Origin of the sequence: Modestobacter sp. VKM Ac-2978, assembly GCF_026968025.1 — a bacterium.
In the GTDB taxonomy this organism is placed as follows: Bacteria; Actinomycetota; Actinomycetes; order Mycobacteriales; family Geodermatophilaceae; genus Modestobacter.
In genome coordinates this window covers 126542-141143 of the sequence record NZ_JAPVBP010000007.1, presented here as the reverse complement: position 1 = coordinate 141143, position 14602 = coordinate 126542, and the positions used below count along the sequence as shown (strand labels likewise).

Sequence of the window (14602 nt, the reverse complement as noted above, 5' to 3'; positions counted from 1 at the left end):
TCGTGGACATCCCCCAGGGCGAGCTCACGGACGTGGTCAAGCGCTTGCGGCGCATCGAGGGGCAGATCGGCGGCATCGTCCGGATGATCGAGGACGGGCGGGACTGCTCGGCGGTGGTCACCCAGCTGGCCGCGGCGTCGAAGGCCTTGAACAAGGCCGGGTTCGCCGTCGTCTCCACCGGGATGCGGCACTGCTCCACGACCGAGGACGGAGAGAGGCGCGAGCTCGACCTCCGCGAGCTCGAGCGCCTCTTCCTGTCACTGGCCTGACGTCGGCCAACCCCAGAGCCACCGTCGCTGACCCATCGATACCCCTACCCCGTACCGTAGGAGGACCACAGTGCAGATCGACGTGATCGAGACCTCGAGCCTCGGTGACCGCAGCTACCTGGTCACCGCTGGTGGCACCGCGGTGGTCATCGACCCGCAGCGCGACATCGACCGGGTCGAACGACTCGCCGCCGACCGGGGTGCACAGATCGCCCTGGTGCTGGAGACCCACCTGCACAACGACTACGTCACCGGGGGCCTGGAGCTGGCACGCAGCACGGGCGCGGGATACGTCGTCCCGGCCGGGGACACCGTCTCCTACGAGCGGGTCCCGGCTGCCGACGGCGACGTGCTGACCGCCGGGCCCCTCCGCCTGCGGGTCCTGCACACCCCGGGCCACACCCACCACCACGTGAGCTACGTGCTGACCGACGCTGGAGGGGCCGTCCAGGCGGTTTTCACCGGCGGCTCGCTGCTCTACGGTGCGACCGGCCGCACCGACCTGCTCGGGGACGCACACACCGATGCGCTGACCCACGCCCAGTACCACTCGGTCCGCCGGCTGGCCGCCGAGCTCCCGGCCGGCACCCCGGTGTTCCCGACCCACGGCTTCGGCAGCTTCTGCTCCGCCACCCCGACCAGCGGGACCTCCTCCACCATCGGCGAGCAGGCCCGGGTGAACCCCGCGCTGACCCAGGACGAGCAGACCTTCGTCGACGAGCTCATCGCCGGCCTCGGCGCGTACCCGGCCTACTACGCGCACATGGGACCGACGAACGCCGCGGGCCCCGCGCCGGTGGACCTCTCCGCACCTCGCGCCGTCGAGCCGGCCGAGCTGGCCCGGCGGCTCGCTGCCGGGGAGTGGGTGATCGACCTGCGGAACCGCACGGCGTTCGCGGCCGGTCACCTGCCCGGTGCGTTGTCCTTCGAGCTGTCCACCAACTTCCTCACGTACCTCGGCTGGCTCTACGACTGGGGGGCACCGCTGACCCTGCTCGGCGAGTCGGTCGAGCAGATCACGGAAGCCCGCCGGGAACTGGTGCGGATCGGCATCGACCGCCTCGCCGGCGCCGCCACCGGCACCCCGGAGGAGCTGTCCGCAGGAGGTGCGCTCGAGTCCTACCCGGTCAGTGACTTCCCGGGACTGGCCGCGGCCGTGGCCGCCGGACCGGTCACCGTGCTGGACGCACGCCGAGACGACGAGCGGGCGCGCGGCGGGGTGCGCGGCTCGCTGCACGTGCCGGTCCACGAGCTGCGGAGCCGGCTCGCCGAGGTGCCGGACGGCGAGGTGTGGGTCTACTGCGGGTCCGGCTACCGGGCGTCCATCGCCGCCTCCCTGCTGGCCCGCGCGGGTCGCCGCCCGGTGCTGGTCGACGGCGGCTACGCCGACCCCGAGACCGGGGCGGCCGCCGTCGGCCTGCACGCCGAGCCGGTCTCGGCCTGAGCCCGGCTGCCACCGGTGAGGACCCCCTGCCTCCCGGTGGCAGCCGGCCCGACCACCCACACCCCGACGGAGGAGGACTCCATGTGTCGAGCGACCACGTGCAGCACCTGTGGCAAGACCACCTGGGCCGGCTGCGGCCAGCACGTCGACCTGGTCATGGCCGGCGTGCCATCGGCCCAGCGGTGCCAGGGGCACCCACGGCCCGAACGGCCCGCCGGACGGCTCAGCCGGATCCTCGGCCGCCGGTGACCTGTCGGCCGGCGGACCGATGATCGCGGCCATCGGCCTGGGCCTGGTCATCGGGGCCCTCATCGGTCTGCTCGGCGGTGGCGGCTCGGTGCTGGCCGTCCCCGGCCTCGTCTACGCCGTCGGGCAACCGCTGCAGCAGGCGGTGGCCACCTCTCTGCTGGTCGTGGGCGTGACCGCGCTGGTGGCCCTGGCACCCCGGCTGCGGGCCGGGCAGATCGCCTGGCGGATCGGGGCCCTGTTCGGTGCAGCGGGAGCGGCGACCGCCTTCGCCGGGGCGGCGGTGAACCGGCTGCTCCCCGACGACGTCGTCCTGGCCCTGTTCGCGGCACTGATGGCGGCCGCCGGCGTGCGCATGCTGCAGGACCGGCCGGACACCGGGGCGGCCTGCTCCACCGTCGGCGGCACGGTGAACTGGCGGCGGTGCCTGCCCCGGACGCTGGCCGGGGGCCTGGCCGTCGGCTTCCTCACCGGCCTGCTCGGGGTGGGCGGCGGCTTCCTGGTCATCCCGGTGCTCGTGGTCGCCCTGGGGCTCCCGATGACCACGGCCATCGGTACGTCGCTGCTGATCGTGGCGGTCAACTCCGCCGCGGGTTTCGCCGCCCACGCCGGCGAGGTCGGCCTCGACCTGCCGGTCACCCTCACCTTCACCGCAGTGGCCGTCGCCGCCGCACTGCTGACCGCCCGGCTCGGCAGCCGGCTGGACACCGCGCGGCTCCGCCGCTGGTTCGCCGGGCTGGTCTTCCTGGTCGCCGGCGGGATCACCGTCCAGCTGGTCGTCGGGCTGTTGACCGGCTGAGCAGCCCGGTCAGAGCCCGGAGAGCTGCCGCATCCGCAGCAGGGAGACCACCAGCGCGAGGACGCCGAGGCAGGCCCCGACGAGGCCCACCACGAGCAGCACCCGCAGCACCGTCTCCCCGGTGTCCGAGACGTCGAAGGGGAAGACCTGCCAGATCCGCGCCATCGCCGCCAGGCTGACCAGGGTGGTCACCAGCGACCCCGCCGCCGTCGGCCAGGCCGGACTGCGGAGCAGCAGGACGACGTTCACCACGATGCCCACGACGAGCGCTGCGTCCACGATGCCGAGCACCGACCGGGTGTCCGCGGTGAGGACGGCGAACTCCTGCCAGCCCGGCCAGAGGTGCAGCACGACCAGCCCTCCCGCGTTGACCAGCACGGCGATGACGTAGCCGATCCGGTTGCTCCGCCCCTGCGCCAGCTGCGCCTGTCCCACCTGCGTCACGGTGCCCTCCGAGGTCGGCTCGTCCTGGTCGTCGTCCGCCGCTGACGCTAGGTGCGGCGCGGGCCGCCCACCCGGGCCGGAAGTCGGGTGTGCACGAGGCCGGAGTGCCCGAGCTGCTGGTCGTGGGCCCGCTGTGGGTCAGGAGGCCGCCTGTTGTCCCGCCCGGCCACGGACTGGCAGTCCGACTCCGGAAGCGCGTCCGAAGCCTCTGCGGTCGGGGACCTCGGCCTCTGCGGCGCCGGCGGCACCGACCGGTACTGATGTCCACACCCGCATGTCCCGGAGGACGAGACCATGGCCACTCGTGAGGAACCGCGTGATCGCAGCACGATGGGCTGGCTGCAGCTGACCGCTCTCGTCATGGGCGTGGTCCACACGCTCGCGGGCGCGGTCGGCTTGCTCGTCACCGCCTTCGACGACGTCACCGGCATGCCGGGGACCACGGTCCTGGGGCTCACGACCAACCCGTTGCTCGACATGGCGCACCTGGCCATCGGCGTCCTCGGGCTGGCGCTGGCCGGCACCCTCTACGGCGCCCGCTGTTACGGCTGGACTCTGGCGATCGGCTACGGCACTGCGTTCGTCTACGGGCTCGTCGCGGTCGGCGAGTCCTGGGACCTCCTCGTGCTCAACCGCGCGGACAACGCCCTGCACCTGCTCGCCGCGCTGGTCGGCCTCGTCATCGCGCGCGGGCCGGTGCGGTCCACGGCTCGCCGGCACGTCGCACGTGGCTGACCGCCGGGACGAGCCGGTGGGCGCCCCGTGAGCGGGCCGGACGTGGAGGCGGGCGGCCGCCGGACGGGCCCGCGGCAGCGTGCGCACGCTGCTGGCCATCGCAGCGGCCGTGCTGTTGGTGGTGTGGATCATGGTCGACCGGCAACGGGCCGAGGTCTCCTTCCTGGTCGGCTCGGTCACGCTGCCGCTGTGGGTGGCCCTCTCCGTGGCCGGCGCGCTGGGAGCGCTCATCGGGTACCTGCTGGTCCGGCGGCGCAGCACCGGCGCCCCGGCGGCCCGCCGACCCTGAACGCGACGGTCACCGGTTGCGCTCACCGCTGGTCGACCCGGCGCAGCAGTCCGCGGCCCACCACCTGGGCCGCGGACGCCAGCACCGCCACGTCGAAGACCATCTGCAGGCTGACCAGGACCCGGGCCAGCTGGCCGGTGGCGTGGACGTCACCGAAGCCCACCGTGCACAACGTGGAGAGCGCGAAGTACAGCGCGTCGGTCCGGGTCTCCAACCCGACGAACTGCCCCTCCGCACCGGAGGCCACCACGTGGTCGGCGAGCGCGAACACGAGGACGCCGAGCACCAGCGCAACCAGCAGCCGGTCCACGCGCAGTGCCTCCGCGCCGACCGGGGCTCCCGCGGCGCGGGCACCGCGCACGACCTCGCGGCCGATGGCCCACACGGCCAGCGCGAGGACCCCGGCCGTGGCCCCGGCACGCAGCGCCGTCTGCGGTCCTGCCGGGTCGGCGACCGGCACCAGGTAGTAGGCAGCCACCAGAAGGGTCGTCGCGGCGATCAGCCGGGTCCGCCCTTCCCGCCGTCCACGTCGGATCAGCCGGGTGTCAGCCACGGGCGACGCCGACCGAGGCCAGCCACCAGACCAGCTCGGCGTCGACGGCGCCGCTGGTGAAGCCTGCGTGGCCGTCGGGGCGGACGGCGACCACCCCCCGGCCAGGACTGCTGGCCAGCCGGTGCAGGTGCACCAACCGGCCCGTCACCGGCGGATCTGGGGCGTCGCGGTCCAGGAGCACGTGCACCCCCGGCCGGGCGATCAGCTCGTGCAGCCGCAGGTCCCGGCCGCCACAGCGCACAGGTCCGTCGGGCACCCGGTCTCCCGGGTGCAGTCGGCCGGGCCGCGGGGTGCTGCCCGTCCGGCCCAGCGGCCCACCCCGGTAGCCGGTGTCCAGCTGGGCCAGCACCCGGAGCCCCCGCGCCACGAGCCGGCGCCGGGCGAGCACCCACGGGACCAGCGGCGCGGCCGTCGGCGCCAGCCGCCCGCGCAGGGTCGCGGCCACCCGGTCGGTCCCCGACTCCGCCCAGAAGAGCGACCGGGTGAGCACCAGCATCGCGGCGGCGACCGGGCGGCGTTCGGCCTCGTAGGAGTCCAGCAGCACCTCCGGTGCGGTGCTGGTGGCCGCCGCCGCGAGCCGCCAGCCCAGTGCGGTGGCGTCCTGGAGGCCGGTGTTCATCCCCTGCCCGCCGGCCGGGGACCAGGCATGCGCGGCGTCACCGGCGAGGAACAGCCGGCCGGAGCGGTACGCGCCGGCCAGCCGGTGCTGCAGGGCGATCCGGCTGGACCACGCCACGGCGGTGACCCGGGCGGGCAGCCCCGCGACCTCGAGCAGCTCCTGCAGCTCACCGATGGTCACCGCAGGGCCGCCGGTGCCCGGGGGCAGCACGTCCGGCGCCGCCCGGGTGGCGACCAGCCGCCACGGCGCCCCCTCCCCCAGCGCGAAGGCCATCAGCAGACCACCCCGGCCGGCACCGACGTGGGCGGTCCCGGGGGCGAGTCCCCCGGCCAGGTCCACGTCCGCCAGCACCACCTCGGGACGGGCGCGTGCACCGGGCCAGCCGATGCCGGCCGCGGTCCGCACCGTGCTGTCGACCCCGTCGCACCCGGCGAGTGCCCCGCAGTGCACGACCTCGTCCTCGCCGTCCCGCCGCAGCACCGCGGCGACGTCGTCAGGCCCGTCCGCGACGGTCACCAGCGGCGTGCCCCACTCCACCGGGACACCGTGGTCGGCCAGGGCCGCGGTCAGCACCCGCTCGACCTCCTGCTGGCGCACTAAGGTCAGGTGCGGGAAGGCGGTGTCCGGGAGTGCGAGGTCACCCAGCCGGACCGGCACGGTCGACCGACCCAGGTGCAGCTCCACCGCGGGACTGGTGTCGGCCCCGGCGAGCAGGTCGTCGACCACCCCGAGCGGCCGGAGCACCTCCAGGGTGCGGGCGTGCACGATCAGCGCCCGGGACGGCCGGCTCGCCGTGGTCCGGGCGTCCACCACCCGCACCCGGGCGCCGTGGGCGGCAGCCTGCAGCCCGAGGGCCAGGCCGGTCGGCCCGGCGCCGACGACCAGCACGTCCAGCGGCGTGCTCATCCCGCGTCGACCAGCCGCCACCAGTCCGCCGTGCCGCCCGGGGCACCGGCCGCCAGCACCGCGGGGTCGGCCAGCACCTGGGCCCGGCGCAGCCCCGGGACGACGCGGTGGTGGATCGAGCCCGGCACGCTCACCAGCGCCAGCACCCGCCACAGCGCGCGGGCGTAGGCCTCGGCCCGGTCGGGCCCGTCCCACTCGTACACGCCCCGGTAGACGTCGTGCTCGTCGGCGGCGACCCAGAGCTTGGACACCAGGCCGGGGAACCCGGCGAACAACGGTGTGTTCAGCAGGCTCTCGGCGCGGAAGAGAGCGTGCGCCCGGGGCCCGTGGACCCCACGCAGCCGGAACTCCACGACGAGGAGGGACGGGTCGACCGGGGCGAGCCGATCGACCCGGGTCTCCCGGTAGACCGTGCCGGTCGTGCCGTCGGCGAACCGCAGGCGGAGGCCCACGTGCCGGCGGGGCGACCGGAGCCGGCGCTGGGCCAGCAGGACCGCGGAACGCAGCACGCAGCGGGCGACCGCGCGCCAGGCCTCGACGGGTGGCAACGGTGACTGTTCCTCCATGGCGTCCTCCTCCAGTGCGTGGCGCCTCTCCCCCACCGTGGCTGCCGGGCGCTCCCCGGACCGGTGCCGTGCGACACCTGGGTCAGGGACCTCCGGCCCGGATGAGCCGGCTCACAGCAGGCCACCGGCCCGCAGGTTGGTCCCGATGAGCGCCGTCAGCACCACCAGCCCACCCACGGTCGCCAGGGCCAGCAGCACGCGGCTCACGCTCCAGCGCTGCACGCTGATCCGCGGCCGCTCCGGCAGCAGCCGCCGGTGGTCGGCGACCAGGTCCCGGCCGCTCTCCCGGATCAGGCGCTGCAGCTGGCGCGGCACGGTCACCGACCCGGTCACCGCAAAGGCCTCGGCCAGCTCGTCGGGTGAGAAGAGGGCAGCCGCCCGGTCCAGGACGCGATGCGGCCCGGCGACCAGCCCGAGCGTGAGCAGCATGTTCGCCAGGTCGACCGACTGCCGCCAGCGGGAGGGCCGCAGCTCACCGAAGGAGACGTCGACCAGCACGACCCGGGTGCCCTGCACGAGCACGTTGGAGGGCTTGACGTCCCGGTGTGCCGCGCCGACCGCCCACAGCCGCCGCACCTGGCGCAGCGCGTCGTCCACGACTGCGTCCGGGACCCCGGACTCCAGGACCTCGACGGCGTCCGGGACGAGCTCGGTGACCAGCAGGTACTCCTGCCCCGGCAGCACCTCGACGACGCCGACCGGCTCGGGTACCTGCACCCCGCCGTCCCGGAGCAAGCGGCCCATGTAGTCCTCGTGCTCGACCAGCCGCCGCACCGAGGTGAAGGGCGCCTCGTCCTCCAGCCGACCGTAGAGCAGCACCCGGGCGTACTTGTACCAGCGGTCCGACCGCAGGTGGGTGGTCGAGTAGAGCTTGCCGAACAGGTACCGCGGTGGCCCGTGCACCAGCCGCAGCCGGCACGGGGTGGAGCCGGCCGACCCGTCCAGCCGGTAGGGGGTCAGCTCGTCGACGGCCACGCCCAGCTGGTCGCGGACCGCGCTGAGCACCCGGCCGGTGCGGTCGGCGTCCAGCGTGAGGTGTGCCTTCACCTGTCGCCGGTAGGTGACCGGGAAGGCGTGGTCGGGCGCCAGCACCCGGAAGGCGAGCCCGGCTGCGCTGCCGCCCACGACGGTGCTGAGCACCGCGGCGGTGGCGGTGTCCAGCCCCAGCGCCACCCGGCCGGCCGCCACGATCACCACCAGCCCAGCGGCCGCGGCCCACGCCCAGCGTCGGGCCCGGCCCGGCGGGGCCAGGGCGGTGACGGTGGCGACGGAGACGGCCGCCAGCACCAGCAGCGGCCAGGCCGGGACCACCAGGTCCTGCGGTGACCCCGTGAGGCCGGCGCGCACCGCCCTCGCCCAGCCGGTGTCGTGCCCCGCCACGACCGCGATCGCGGAGACGACGCTGATCGTGCCCACGTAGACGAGGAGGTGTCGCCACCGCTGCGCCCACACCAACGCCAGCACGGCGGGAACCCAGATCACCCGCGGGCCTGCGGCCGAGACGGCGTGGTCCACGGCCGACCACGGCTGCCCGGGCTGCCGGCCGTCGACTGTGAGCAGGTCACGGACCGCCCGGTCGAACGACTGTGCGGCGGGGAACCCGTCCGCCGCTGCGGTCAGCAGCCACAGCGCGGCGACCGAGACCATCAGGACCGCCAGCCACGACCACACAGCCCCGGGCACTCGCACTCGGTCCAGCCGGTCGGCGCCCGAGGGACGCCGGGCACCGGAACCGACGGGCCAGGCGGGGCGTCGCGCGTCGGCCGGCTCGACCAGGGTCCGCCACTCCACCGCCGCCACGCCCCCCTTGCCCCCGCTGCGCTCCCACCGTCCGGCCGCGCCCCGCAGGACGTCCGGACGCCATCGTGCGGTCGCCGGCCCCGGGACGGAGGTGTCCCCGGCCCCCGGGCGACGGGACCTTCGTCCCGTTCCGGATCGGTGGCTGCGGGCCGCCGGGGGACGGCGCGGTCGGGCGCGCCGGTCCGCGGCACCGTCCGTGCGACGGCGCACCGTGCAGCAGGACCGCACCGTCCCCCGGCGAGGCGCGCCGAAGGTCCCGCCGGTCGAGGTCGATGGTCCAGGTGCCACGACGCGCAGTCGTCCTAGCGTCAGCACCGTCCGGTCCCGGACGACCGAGGAGGTCGGCATGACACGCACCGGGTTGCTGTTGCTGGGAGCACTGATGGTCGCCGTCGTCGGCGTCGTCGACGCGGCCCGGGCCGCCGACACCGACCTGGTGGTGCTGCTGACCGCCGTGCTGGTGCTGGTGGCCGCCGCACTGGGCACCGAGGCCCGGCACCGGTCGGCCGTGGTGCTGCGGCCCGACCTGGCGCAGTGGCTGCGCCTCCGCGCCGGGGCCACCGGCGAGACCGTCGACCGGCTCGCCGACCGGTGCGTGGCCGCCTGTCGTGCGGGCCTCGTCGACGACACCAGCCCTGCGGAGACCCGGCCGTGAACGTGGCGGTCGTCAGCGCCGACGTCCTACGGTTGCGGCCGGGCGCCCCGTGCCCGCGGGAGGAGCTCGGCGGCAAGGCAGCCTCGCTGGACCGGCTGGTCCAGGCCGGTTTCCCGGTGCCCGACACCGCGGTCGTCACCGCGTCCGCCTACCGGTCCGTGGCTGCGCAGCCGGAGCTGGCCGGCCTGCTGGCCCGGTTGCAGGCCGGCGAGGTCGTCCCCGCTGACGAGGTGGACACAGAGTTCCAGCACGTCCCCGTGCCCGCTAGCCTGGCCGAGCGCCTGGTGGCGGCCGCCCGCGAGGTGGGTGGGGGCGGCCGGGTGGCCGTGCGCTCGTCGGCGACCGTGGAGGACATGGCCGGCGCGTCGTTCGCCGGTCAGTACCACTCCAGCCTGGACGTCGAGCCGGACCGGGTGCTCGACGCGGTGCGCCGCACCTGGGCGTCGCTGTGGCACCCCGCCCCCTGCGCCTACCGACGGGCCTGGGGCATCAGCAGCGAGGACGTGGCGATGCCGGCGGTGCTGATGCGGATGGTGCCGGCCCGTTCGGCCGGGGTGGCGTTCACCGTCGACCCGGGCGGGTCCGTCGGGTCGGTCCGCGTGGAGGCGGTGCCCGAGCTGGGCGAGGCGCTCGTCTCCGGGGACCGCACCCCGGAGGTCTGGGTGCTGCCGCGTGCCGACGACGCACCGGCCGACGTGCCGCCGCAGGTCCTGGACGCGGCCGCGCTCGCGCTGCGGGTGGAGCGGGCGGTCGGTGGGGCACCGCAGGACGTCGAGTGGGCCTGGGACGGCACGAGGACCTGGCTGGTGCAGGCCCGGCCGATCACCACCGGGCCGGCCCGGACGGACGACGGCAGCGACACCCCGTCCGACGACACCGAGCTGACCACCGCCGGGATCGGCGAGACCCTCCCCGGGCTGCTGCCCCCACTGGTCTGGGACGCCGCGTCCTTCCTCGTCGAGGAGGCGCTGCGCAGCGTGCTCGGCAGGCTGTGGGAGCTGCCCGTCGACCGGTGCGGCCCGCACGAGTTCGTCCGGCGGGTGCAGGGCCGGGCGGCGCTGGACCTGGACCTGCTGAAGGCCGCGGCCCGGGCGGTCCCGGGCGGCTCGGAGGCCGAACTGAAACGGCAGTACTTCGGCGCGGCGCTGCCCGGCGCCGACGAGGGCGCGCGGGCGCGGTGGTGGCGCACCACACGGGTGCAGCTGCGGGCGGCCGCGGCCCGTCGCGCCGCCACCACGGAGGCAGCCGTCGTCGTCGCCGCCGTCGACACGGCCCTGGCGGCGCCGCCGGGCCTCGGTGAGCTGGCGGACGCCGCGTTGCTGGCCTACCGGCAACGGCTGCTGGACCTGGGGACACGGGCCATGACCAGCGAGTTCGCCGTCGCCTCGGCGGCCGTTGCGGCCTACCAGGAGCTCGAGCGCACACTCGCCGGCCACCTCGGGGAAGAACTGGCCGCCAGGGCGGCGCAGCGGGTGACGACCGGGGCGGGCCGGCCGCGCAGCCGGTCCGCCGCGGCCAGCGCTGCGGTGTTCGCCGGGCCCACGTGGGCCGAGCGCGGGGTGGCCGCCCTGCCCGCCCGGCCGGCCCGGCGGGCGGAGCGTGACCAGGCCCGCCGTGACCTGGAGGAAGGGCTGCGCTCCCGACCCGGCTGGCGACGGGTGCGCATCCTGACCGGGCAGGTGGTGGACGTCCGGCTGCACGTGCTGCGCCGGCTGATCAGCGATGCCACCGACGGCCTGGCGCGCCGGGAACAGGTCAAGGCAGCGGTGCTCGCCTTGGGCGGGGAGGTCCGCCGGGTGCACCTGGAGCTGGGTCGCCGACTCGTCCTGGCCCAGGTGCTGGAGACCGAGCCGGACGTGGACCTGCTGGGCGCCACCGAGCTGCCCGGCGCGCTGGCCGGCGCCCCTCCCCCGCCGGCGGTGCTCGCCCGCCGCCGGCGGTGGCTCCAGCAGCGAGCCGGCGATGCCCCGCTGCCCGTGCGTTTCACCGGCAGCCCCACAGCCCGACCGGCCGAGCCGCCGACCGGTGACACGCTGACCGGGTGGGCCGCCAGCCCCGGGCGGCACACCGGGCGGGCCCGCGTCGTCCGCGAGCCCCTGCCGGACCTGCTGGCTCCTGGGGAGGTGCTGGTCGCCGCCGCCACCGATGCGGGCTGGTCACCGCTGTTCCTACGGGCGGGCGCGATCGTCGTCGAGCGCGGCGGCCCGCTGTCGCACGCGGCCATCGTCGCCCGGGAGCTCGGGCTGCCGGGCGTGCTGAACCTGGCCGGCGCCACCGCCGTGCTCGACGGCCGTTGGGTCACCGTGGACGGGGACGCGGGGGTCGTCACGGTGCACGCCGAGGAGCCCGGGGGCCGGTCGTGAACCGCCGTCGGGTCAAGGAGGACTGGTGGGCCGACGCCGACGTCGACCGGGCGCAGATCTTCGTGCCGGCGATCATGGGCGTGGGGGTGCTGGTCTCTGCGGTCACCCTGCTCCGCGACGCACTGCACGGTCGGCACCGGCGCGGCCAGGACCGCCGCACGACGCTGGAGGCACGCGCAGCGGCGCAGTTCGCCGTGACCGGCGCCGCCCCGGACCGGGCGCTCCTGGCGGGGCTGCGCCCCCGCGTGCACTACCTGCTGCTGGCGCTGACCACCGGCGCGCTGGCGGCCTACGGGGCGCGGGGCGCGACGAAGAACTACGCCCAGCCGGCGGGGCTGTTCGGCGGCGAGATCGGCTGGCTGTACGCGACACTGCTGCTGGCCGCCGCCGCCATCGCCGCGGTCGCCGTGGCCTCGGCCGTGCTGGCCGTCACGTGGCCGGAACCGCCGCGCGTCCTCCGCCCGCTGCTGGCCCGCACCCCGCTCGGCCAGGTGCCCCAGCCGGCCGGCGGCGAGCGCCGGCGGCTGGCCGTGCTGCTGCTCGGCTGGGCCGCCGTGCTCACCGGCGCGGCATCAGCCCAGTTCCTGTTCACCACCGCCGGGGCGCCGCAGCTGCTCGGCGAGTTCGACGACGAGGTCACCGGTGCCAGCGGCACCGCACTCCGCTGGGAGCTGCTGGGCCAGGTCCCGGTGGCCGTCACGGTGGCGGCTCTGCTGGCGCTGCTCGCCATGCGCTGCCCGCCGCTCGCGCTGGGTCAGCTGGCCGTGGTCCTGGGTTCGCTGGTGCTGACCGGCTGGTTCACCGACGTCGTCGAACGCGCGCACCCACCGGACGGCCCGCTGGCCGGGCTCACCGACTCCCTGCCCAGCGGCCCGGTGCTGCAGGCGACCCTGATCGCCGGGTTCCTCCCGCTGGCGGTGTTCGTGCGCACGCGGCGCCGCCGCCCCGCGCTGATCACCCTGGCGGTCACCGGCACCGCCCTGCTGGTCGTCGCGGTCGGCACCGTGCGCGCCCGGGTCTCCTGGCCCTCCGACGTGGTCGCGGGTGCGCTGGTCGGGCTCGCGCTGGTGCTGGCCACCTGGTGGGCCCTGGAGCACCGCCGGCTGCACGAGCGCTGCGACGGGTGCCCGTGGGCGCCGGCCGACCGAGCCGACCGGCTCGGCCTGCTCCCGCTCGACCCGTCGCTGCTGGCCGGCATCCGCCGGGCCAGCCGGCTCGGCCTGGCCGCCGTGCTGGTCGTGCTCGCCGGGCTGGCGGCGGTGGAGGGGTTGCCGGTGAGCCCGGAGGGCGAGGCCATGGGGCCGACCACCTCCCGCACCGTGCAGCTGACGCTGCTGGGGCTGGTCGCTCTCGCCTGGCTGGTGGCGCTGCGCTGGGAGGCGACCGGCGCGGCGCTGGTGGCGGTGACGGGACTGGCGCTGGCCGTGTTCGCCGCCGTGGCGTACCAGCCATGGGTCAGCGTGCTCATCGCCGGAGCGTTCCTCGCCCCCGCCGTCGGGCTCTGGCTGCACTGGCAGCACCGCCGGACGATGCGCTCGGTCACCGTGCTCGCCGTCGTCACCGCCACCCTGCTGGCCGGCACCTACACCGCCGGGGCCGCCGTGCACGACCGGCTCTACGGACCGGCCGCCCCGCTGTCCGGTCAGGTGGCGCTGCCGGTGGACCTGGTGGAGTGGGTGTGGACCGGAGGTGTCACCGACCGGTCGGCCCGCGCCGTCGCCCAGGCCGGACCGGGCAGCGAGGTGCGGTGGCTGGTCACCGGCCCGGACGGTGCGCAGCACCGGTCCCCCGCCGTGACGACGGCCGACGACGGGGTGGCCCGGCTGGCCGTCGCCGGACTCACGCCGGCCACCCGGTACGCGTTCGCGGTCGAGGTCGACGGCGTCGCCGACCGGGCGCGCGGCGTGGGTGGCTTCTCGACCGTGCCCGACGGCCCGGCGTCGTTCACGCTGGCGGTCGGTGGCTGCGCCCGCACCGGGTCGAGCAGCGCGGTGTTCGACGCCATCCGGGCCGTCGACCCGCTGCTCTACCTGCAGACCGGGGACCTGCACTACGGCAACGTCACCCGCACCGACGTCGGCGTCTTCGGCGACCGGTACGCCGACACGCTCAGCGCCCCCGCGCAGGCGGCGCTGTACCGGCAGGTGCCGGTCGCCTACACCTGGGGCGACCACGACTACGGGGGCAACGACTCCGACGCCACCTCGCCGGTCCGGTCCACCGCCCGGGCCGCCTACCGCAGCCACGTGCCCGCCCATCCCCTGGTCGAGGGCCACGGCGGCGCGATCTACCAGTCCTTCGACGTGGGCCGGGTGCGCGTGCTGCTCACCGACACGCGCTCCGAGCGCACCGAGGACTCCATGCTGGGCGCCCGGCAGCTGGCCTGGCTGCAGGAGGAGCTGGTGCGCGGCTCCCGGGAGGCGGGCCTGGTGGTGTGGGTCAACCCCGACCCCTGGGTGGCGCCGGCCGAGCCGGGCCGCGACGACTGGGGTGGCTTCGCCGCCGAACGCCGGGAGATCGCCGACGTGATCGCCGCGCACGGCATCGAGGACCTGGTGATGGTCAGCGGTGACGCACACATGGTCGCCGTCGACGACGGGACGAACACCGACTACAGCACCGGCGGCGGCGCCGGCTTCCCGCTGCTGCACGCCGCCGCACTGGACCGGCCGGGATCGGTCAAGGGCGGCCCGTACAGCGAGGGCACCTTCCCCGGCGCCGGGCAGTTCGGCACGGTCGACGTCGAGGACGACGGCGGTCCGACCATCGGGGTCGAGCTCACCGGGCGCAGGTGGGACGGCGAGGTCCTCGTCTCCTGGTCGACGACCGTCGCCGTCGACTGACACAGCCCGGGACCACGGTGCCCCGGACCCGGGCCGGAAGACCCTGCTGACCGCCGTCCCCGCGCGGTGGA

At 76.0% G+C, this 14602-nt stretch carries 13 protein-coding genes; 8 read left to right on the top strand and 5 right to left on the bottom strand.

Annotated elements, in window-relative coordinates:
• The first annotated feature begins 2 nt into the window (after positions 1-2).
• From O2W53_RS17525 to O2W53_RS17515, 3 genes are all read left to right on the top strand, one after another.
• The gene (locus tag O2W53_RS17525; RefSeq protein WP_269164342.1) at positions 3-269 is read left to right on the top strand and encodes a metal-sensitive transcriptional regulator; all 267 of its coding nucleotides are present in this window, start codon (positions 3-5) and stop codon (positions 267-269) included.
• A gap of 70 nt (positions 270-339) precedes the next feature.
• Complete coding sequence (locus tag O2W53_RS17520) at positions 340-1713, top strand: MBL fold metallo-hydrolase (protein ID WP_269164341.1); 1374 nt, start codon at positions 340-342, stop codon at positions 1711-1713.
• Positions 1714-1981: 268 nt separating this feature from the next.
• Positions 1982-2758 (top strand): sulfite exporter TauE/SafE family protein, encoded by a 777-nt coding sequence (locus O2W53_RS17515; protein WP_269164340.1) that lies wholly within the window; start codon positions 1982-1984, stop codon positions 2756-2758.
• A gap of 9 nt (positions 2759-2767) precedes the next feature.
• Here the strand turns inward: O2W53_RS17515 and O2W53_RS17510 are convergent, their stop codons facing one another.
• Positions 2768-3202 carry a hypothetical protein gene (locus O2W53_RS17510; RefSeq protein WP_269164339.1) on the bottom strand — a complete coding sequence of 145 codons (435 nt, stop codon included), beginning with the start codon at positions 3200-3202 and terminating at the stop codon, positions 2768-2770.
• A 294-nt stretch (positions 3203-3496) separates the two neighbouring features.
• On the opposite strand from O2W53_RS17510, the gene O2W53_RS17505 reads away from it, so the two are divergent.
• Positions 3497-3937, top strand: coding sequence for a DUF4383 domain-containing protein (locus tag O2W53_RS17505; RefSeq protein WP_269164338.1), 441 nt, complete (start codon positions 3497-3499; stop codon positions 3935-3937).
• A 79-nt stretch (positions 3938-4016) separates the two neighbouring features.
• Positions 4017-4226: a LapA family protein gene (locus O2W53_RS17500; RefSeq protein ID WP_269164337.1), complete on the top strand. Its 210-nt coding sequence runs from the start codon at positions 4017-4019 to the stop codon at positions 4224-4226.
• A gap of 22 nt (positions 4227-4248) precedes the next feature.
• On the opposite strand, the gene O2W53_RS17495 is transcribed toward O2W53_RS17500, so the two are convergent.
• The 4 genes from O2W53_RS17495 to O2W53_RS17480 form a co-directional block, all read right to left on the bottom strand.
• Positions 4249-4704: a potassium channel family protein gene (locus tag O2W53_RS17495; RefSeq protein WP_269164336.1), complete on the bottom strand. Its 456-nt coding sequence runs from the start codon at positions 4702-4704 to the stop codon at positions 4249-4251.
• 67 nt (positions 4705-4771) lie between these two features.
• Positions 4772-6304, bottom strand: a complete 1533-nt coding sequence (locus O2W53_RS17490; protein ID WP_269164335.1) for an FAD-dependent monooxygenase — start codon at positions 6302-6304, stop codon at positions 4772-4774.
• Complete coding sequence (locus O2W53_RS17485; protein WP_269164334.1) at positions 6301-6870, bottom strand: hypothetical protein; 570 nt, start codon at positions 6868-6870, stop codon at positions 6301-6303. Before O2W53_RS17485 ends, O2W53_RS17490 begins: the two co-directional genes overlap by 4 nt.
• Before the next feature lie 111 nt (positions 6871-6981).
• Entirely contained in the window at positions 6982-8553 is a 1572-nt protein-coding gene (locus O2W53_RS17480) for a hypothetical protein (protein WP_269164333.1), read from the bottom strand.
• A 463-nt stretch (positions 8554-9016) separates the two neighbouring features.
• Here O2W53_RS17480 and O2W53_RS17475 point away from each other — a divergent pair, with 463 nt between their 5' ends.
• From O2W53_RS17475 to O2W53_RS17465, 3 genes are read left to right on the top strand one after another with little or no spacing between them, the layout of a single operon-like run.
• On the top strand, positions 9017-9325 hold the full coding sequence (locus tag O2W53_RS17475; RefSeq protein ID WP_269164332.1) for a hypothetical protein: 309 nt from the start codon (positions 9017-9019) through the stop codon (positions 9323-9325).
• Positions 9322-11688 (top strand): PEP/pyruvate-binding domain-containing protein, encoded by a 2367-nt coding sequence (locus tag O2W53_RS17470; protein ID WP_269164331.1) that lies wholly within the window; start codon positions 9322-9324, stop codon positions 11686-11688. Before O2W53_RS17475 ends, O2W53_RS17470 begins: the two co-directional genes overlap by 4 nt.
• Complete coding sequence (locus O2W53_RS17465) at positions 11685-14531, top strand: alkaline phosphatase D family protein (protein WP_269164330.1); 2847 nt, start codon at positions 11685-11687, stop codon at positions 14529-14531. The genes O2W53_RS17470 and O2W53_RS17465 overlap by 4 nt, the downstream gene beginning before the upstream one ends.
• Positions 14532-14602: the final 71 nt, after the last annotated feature.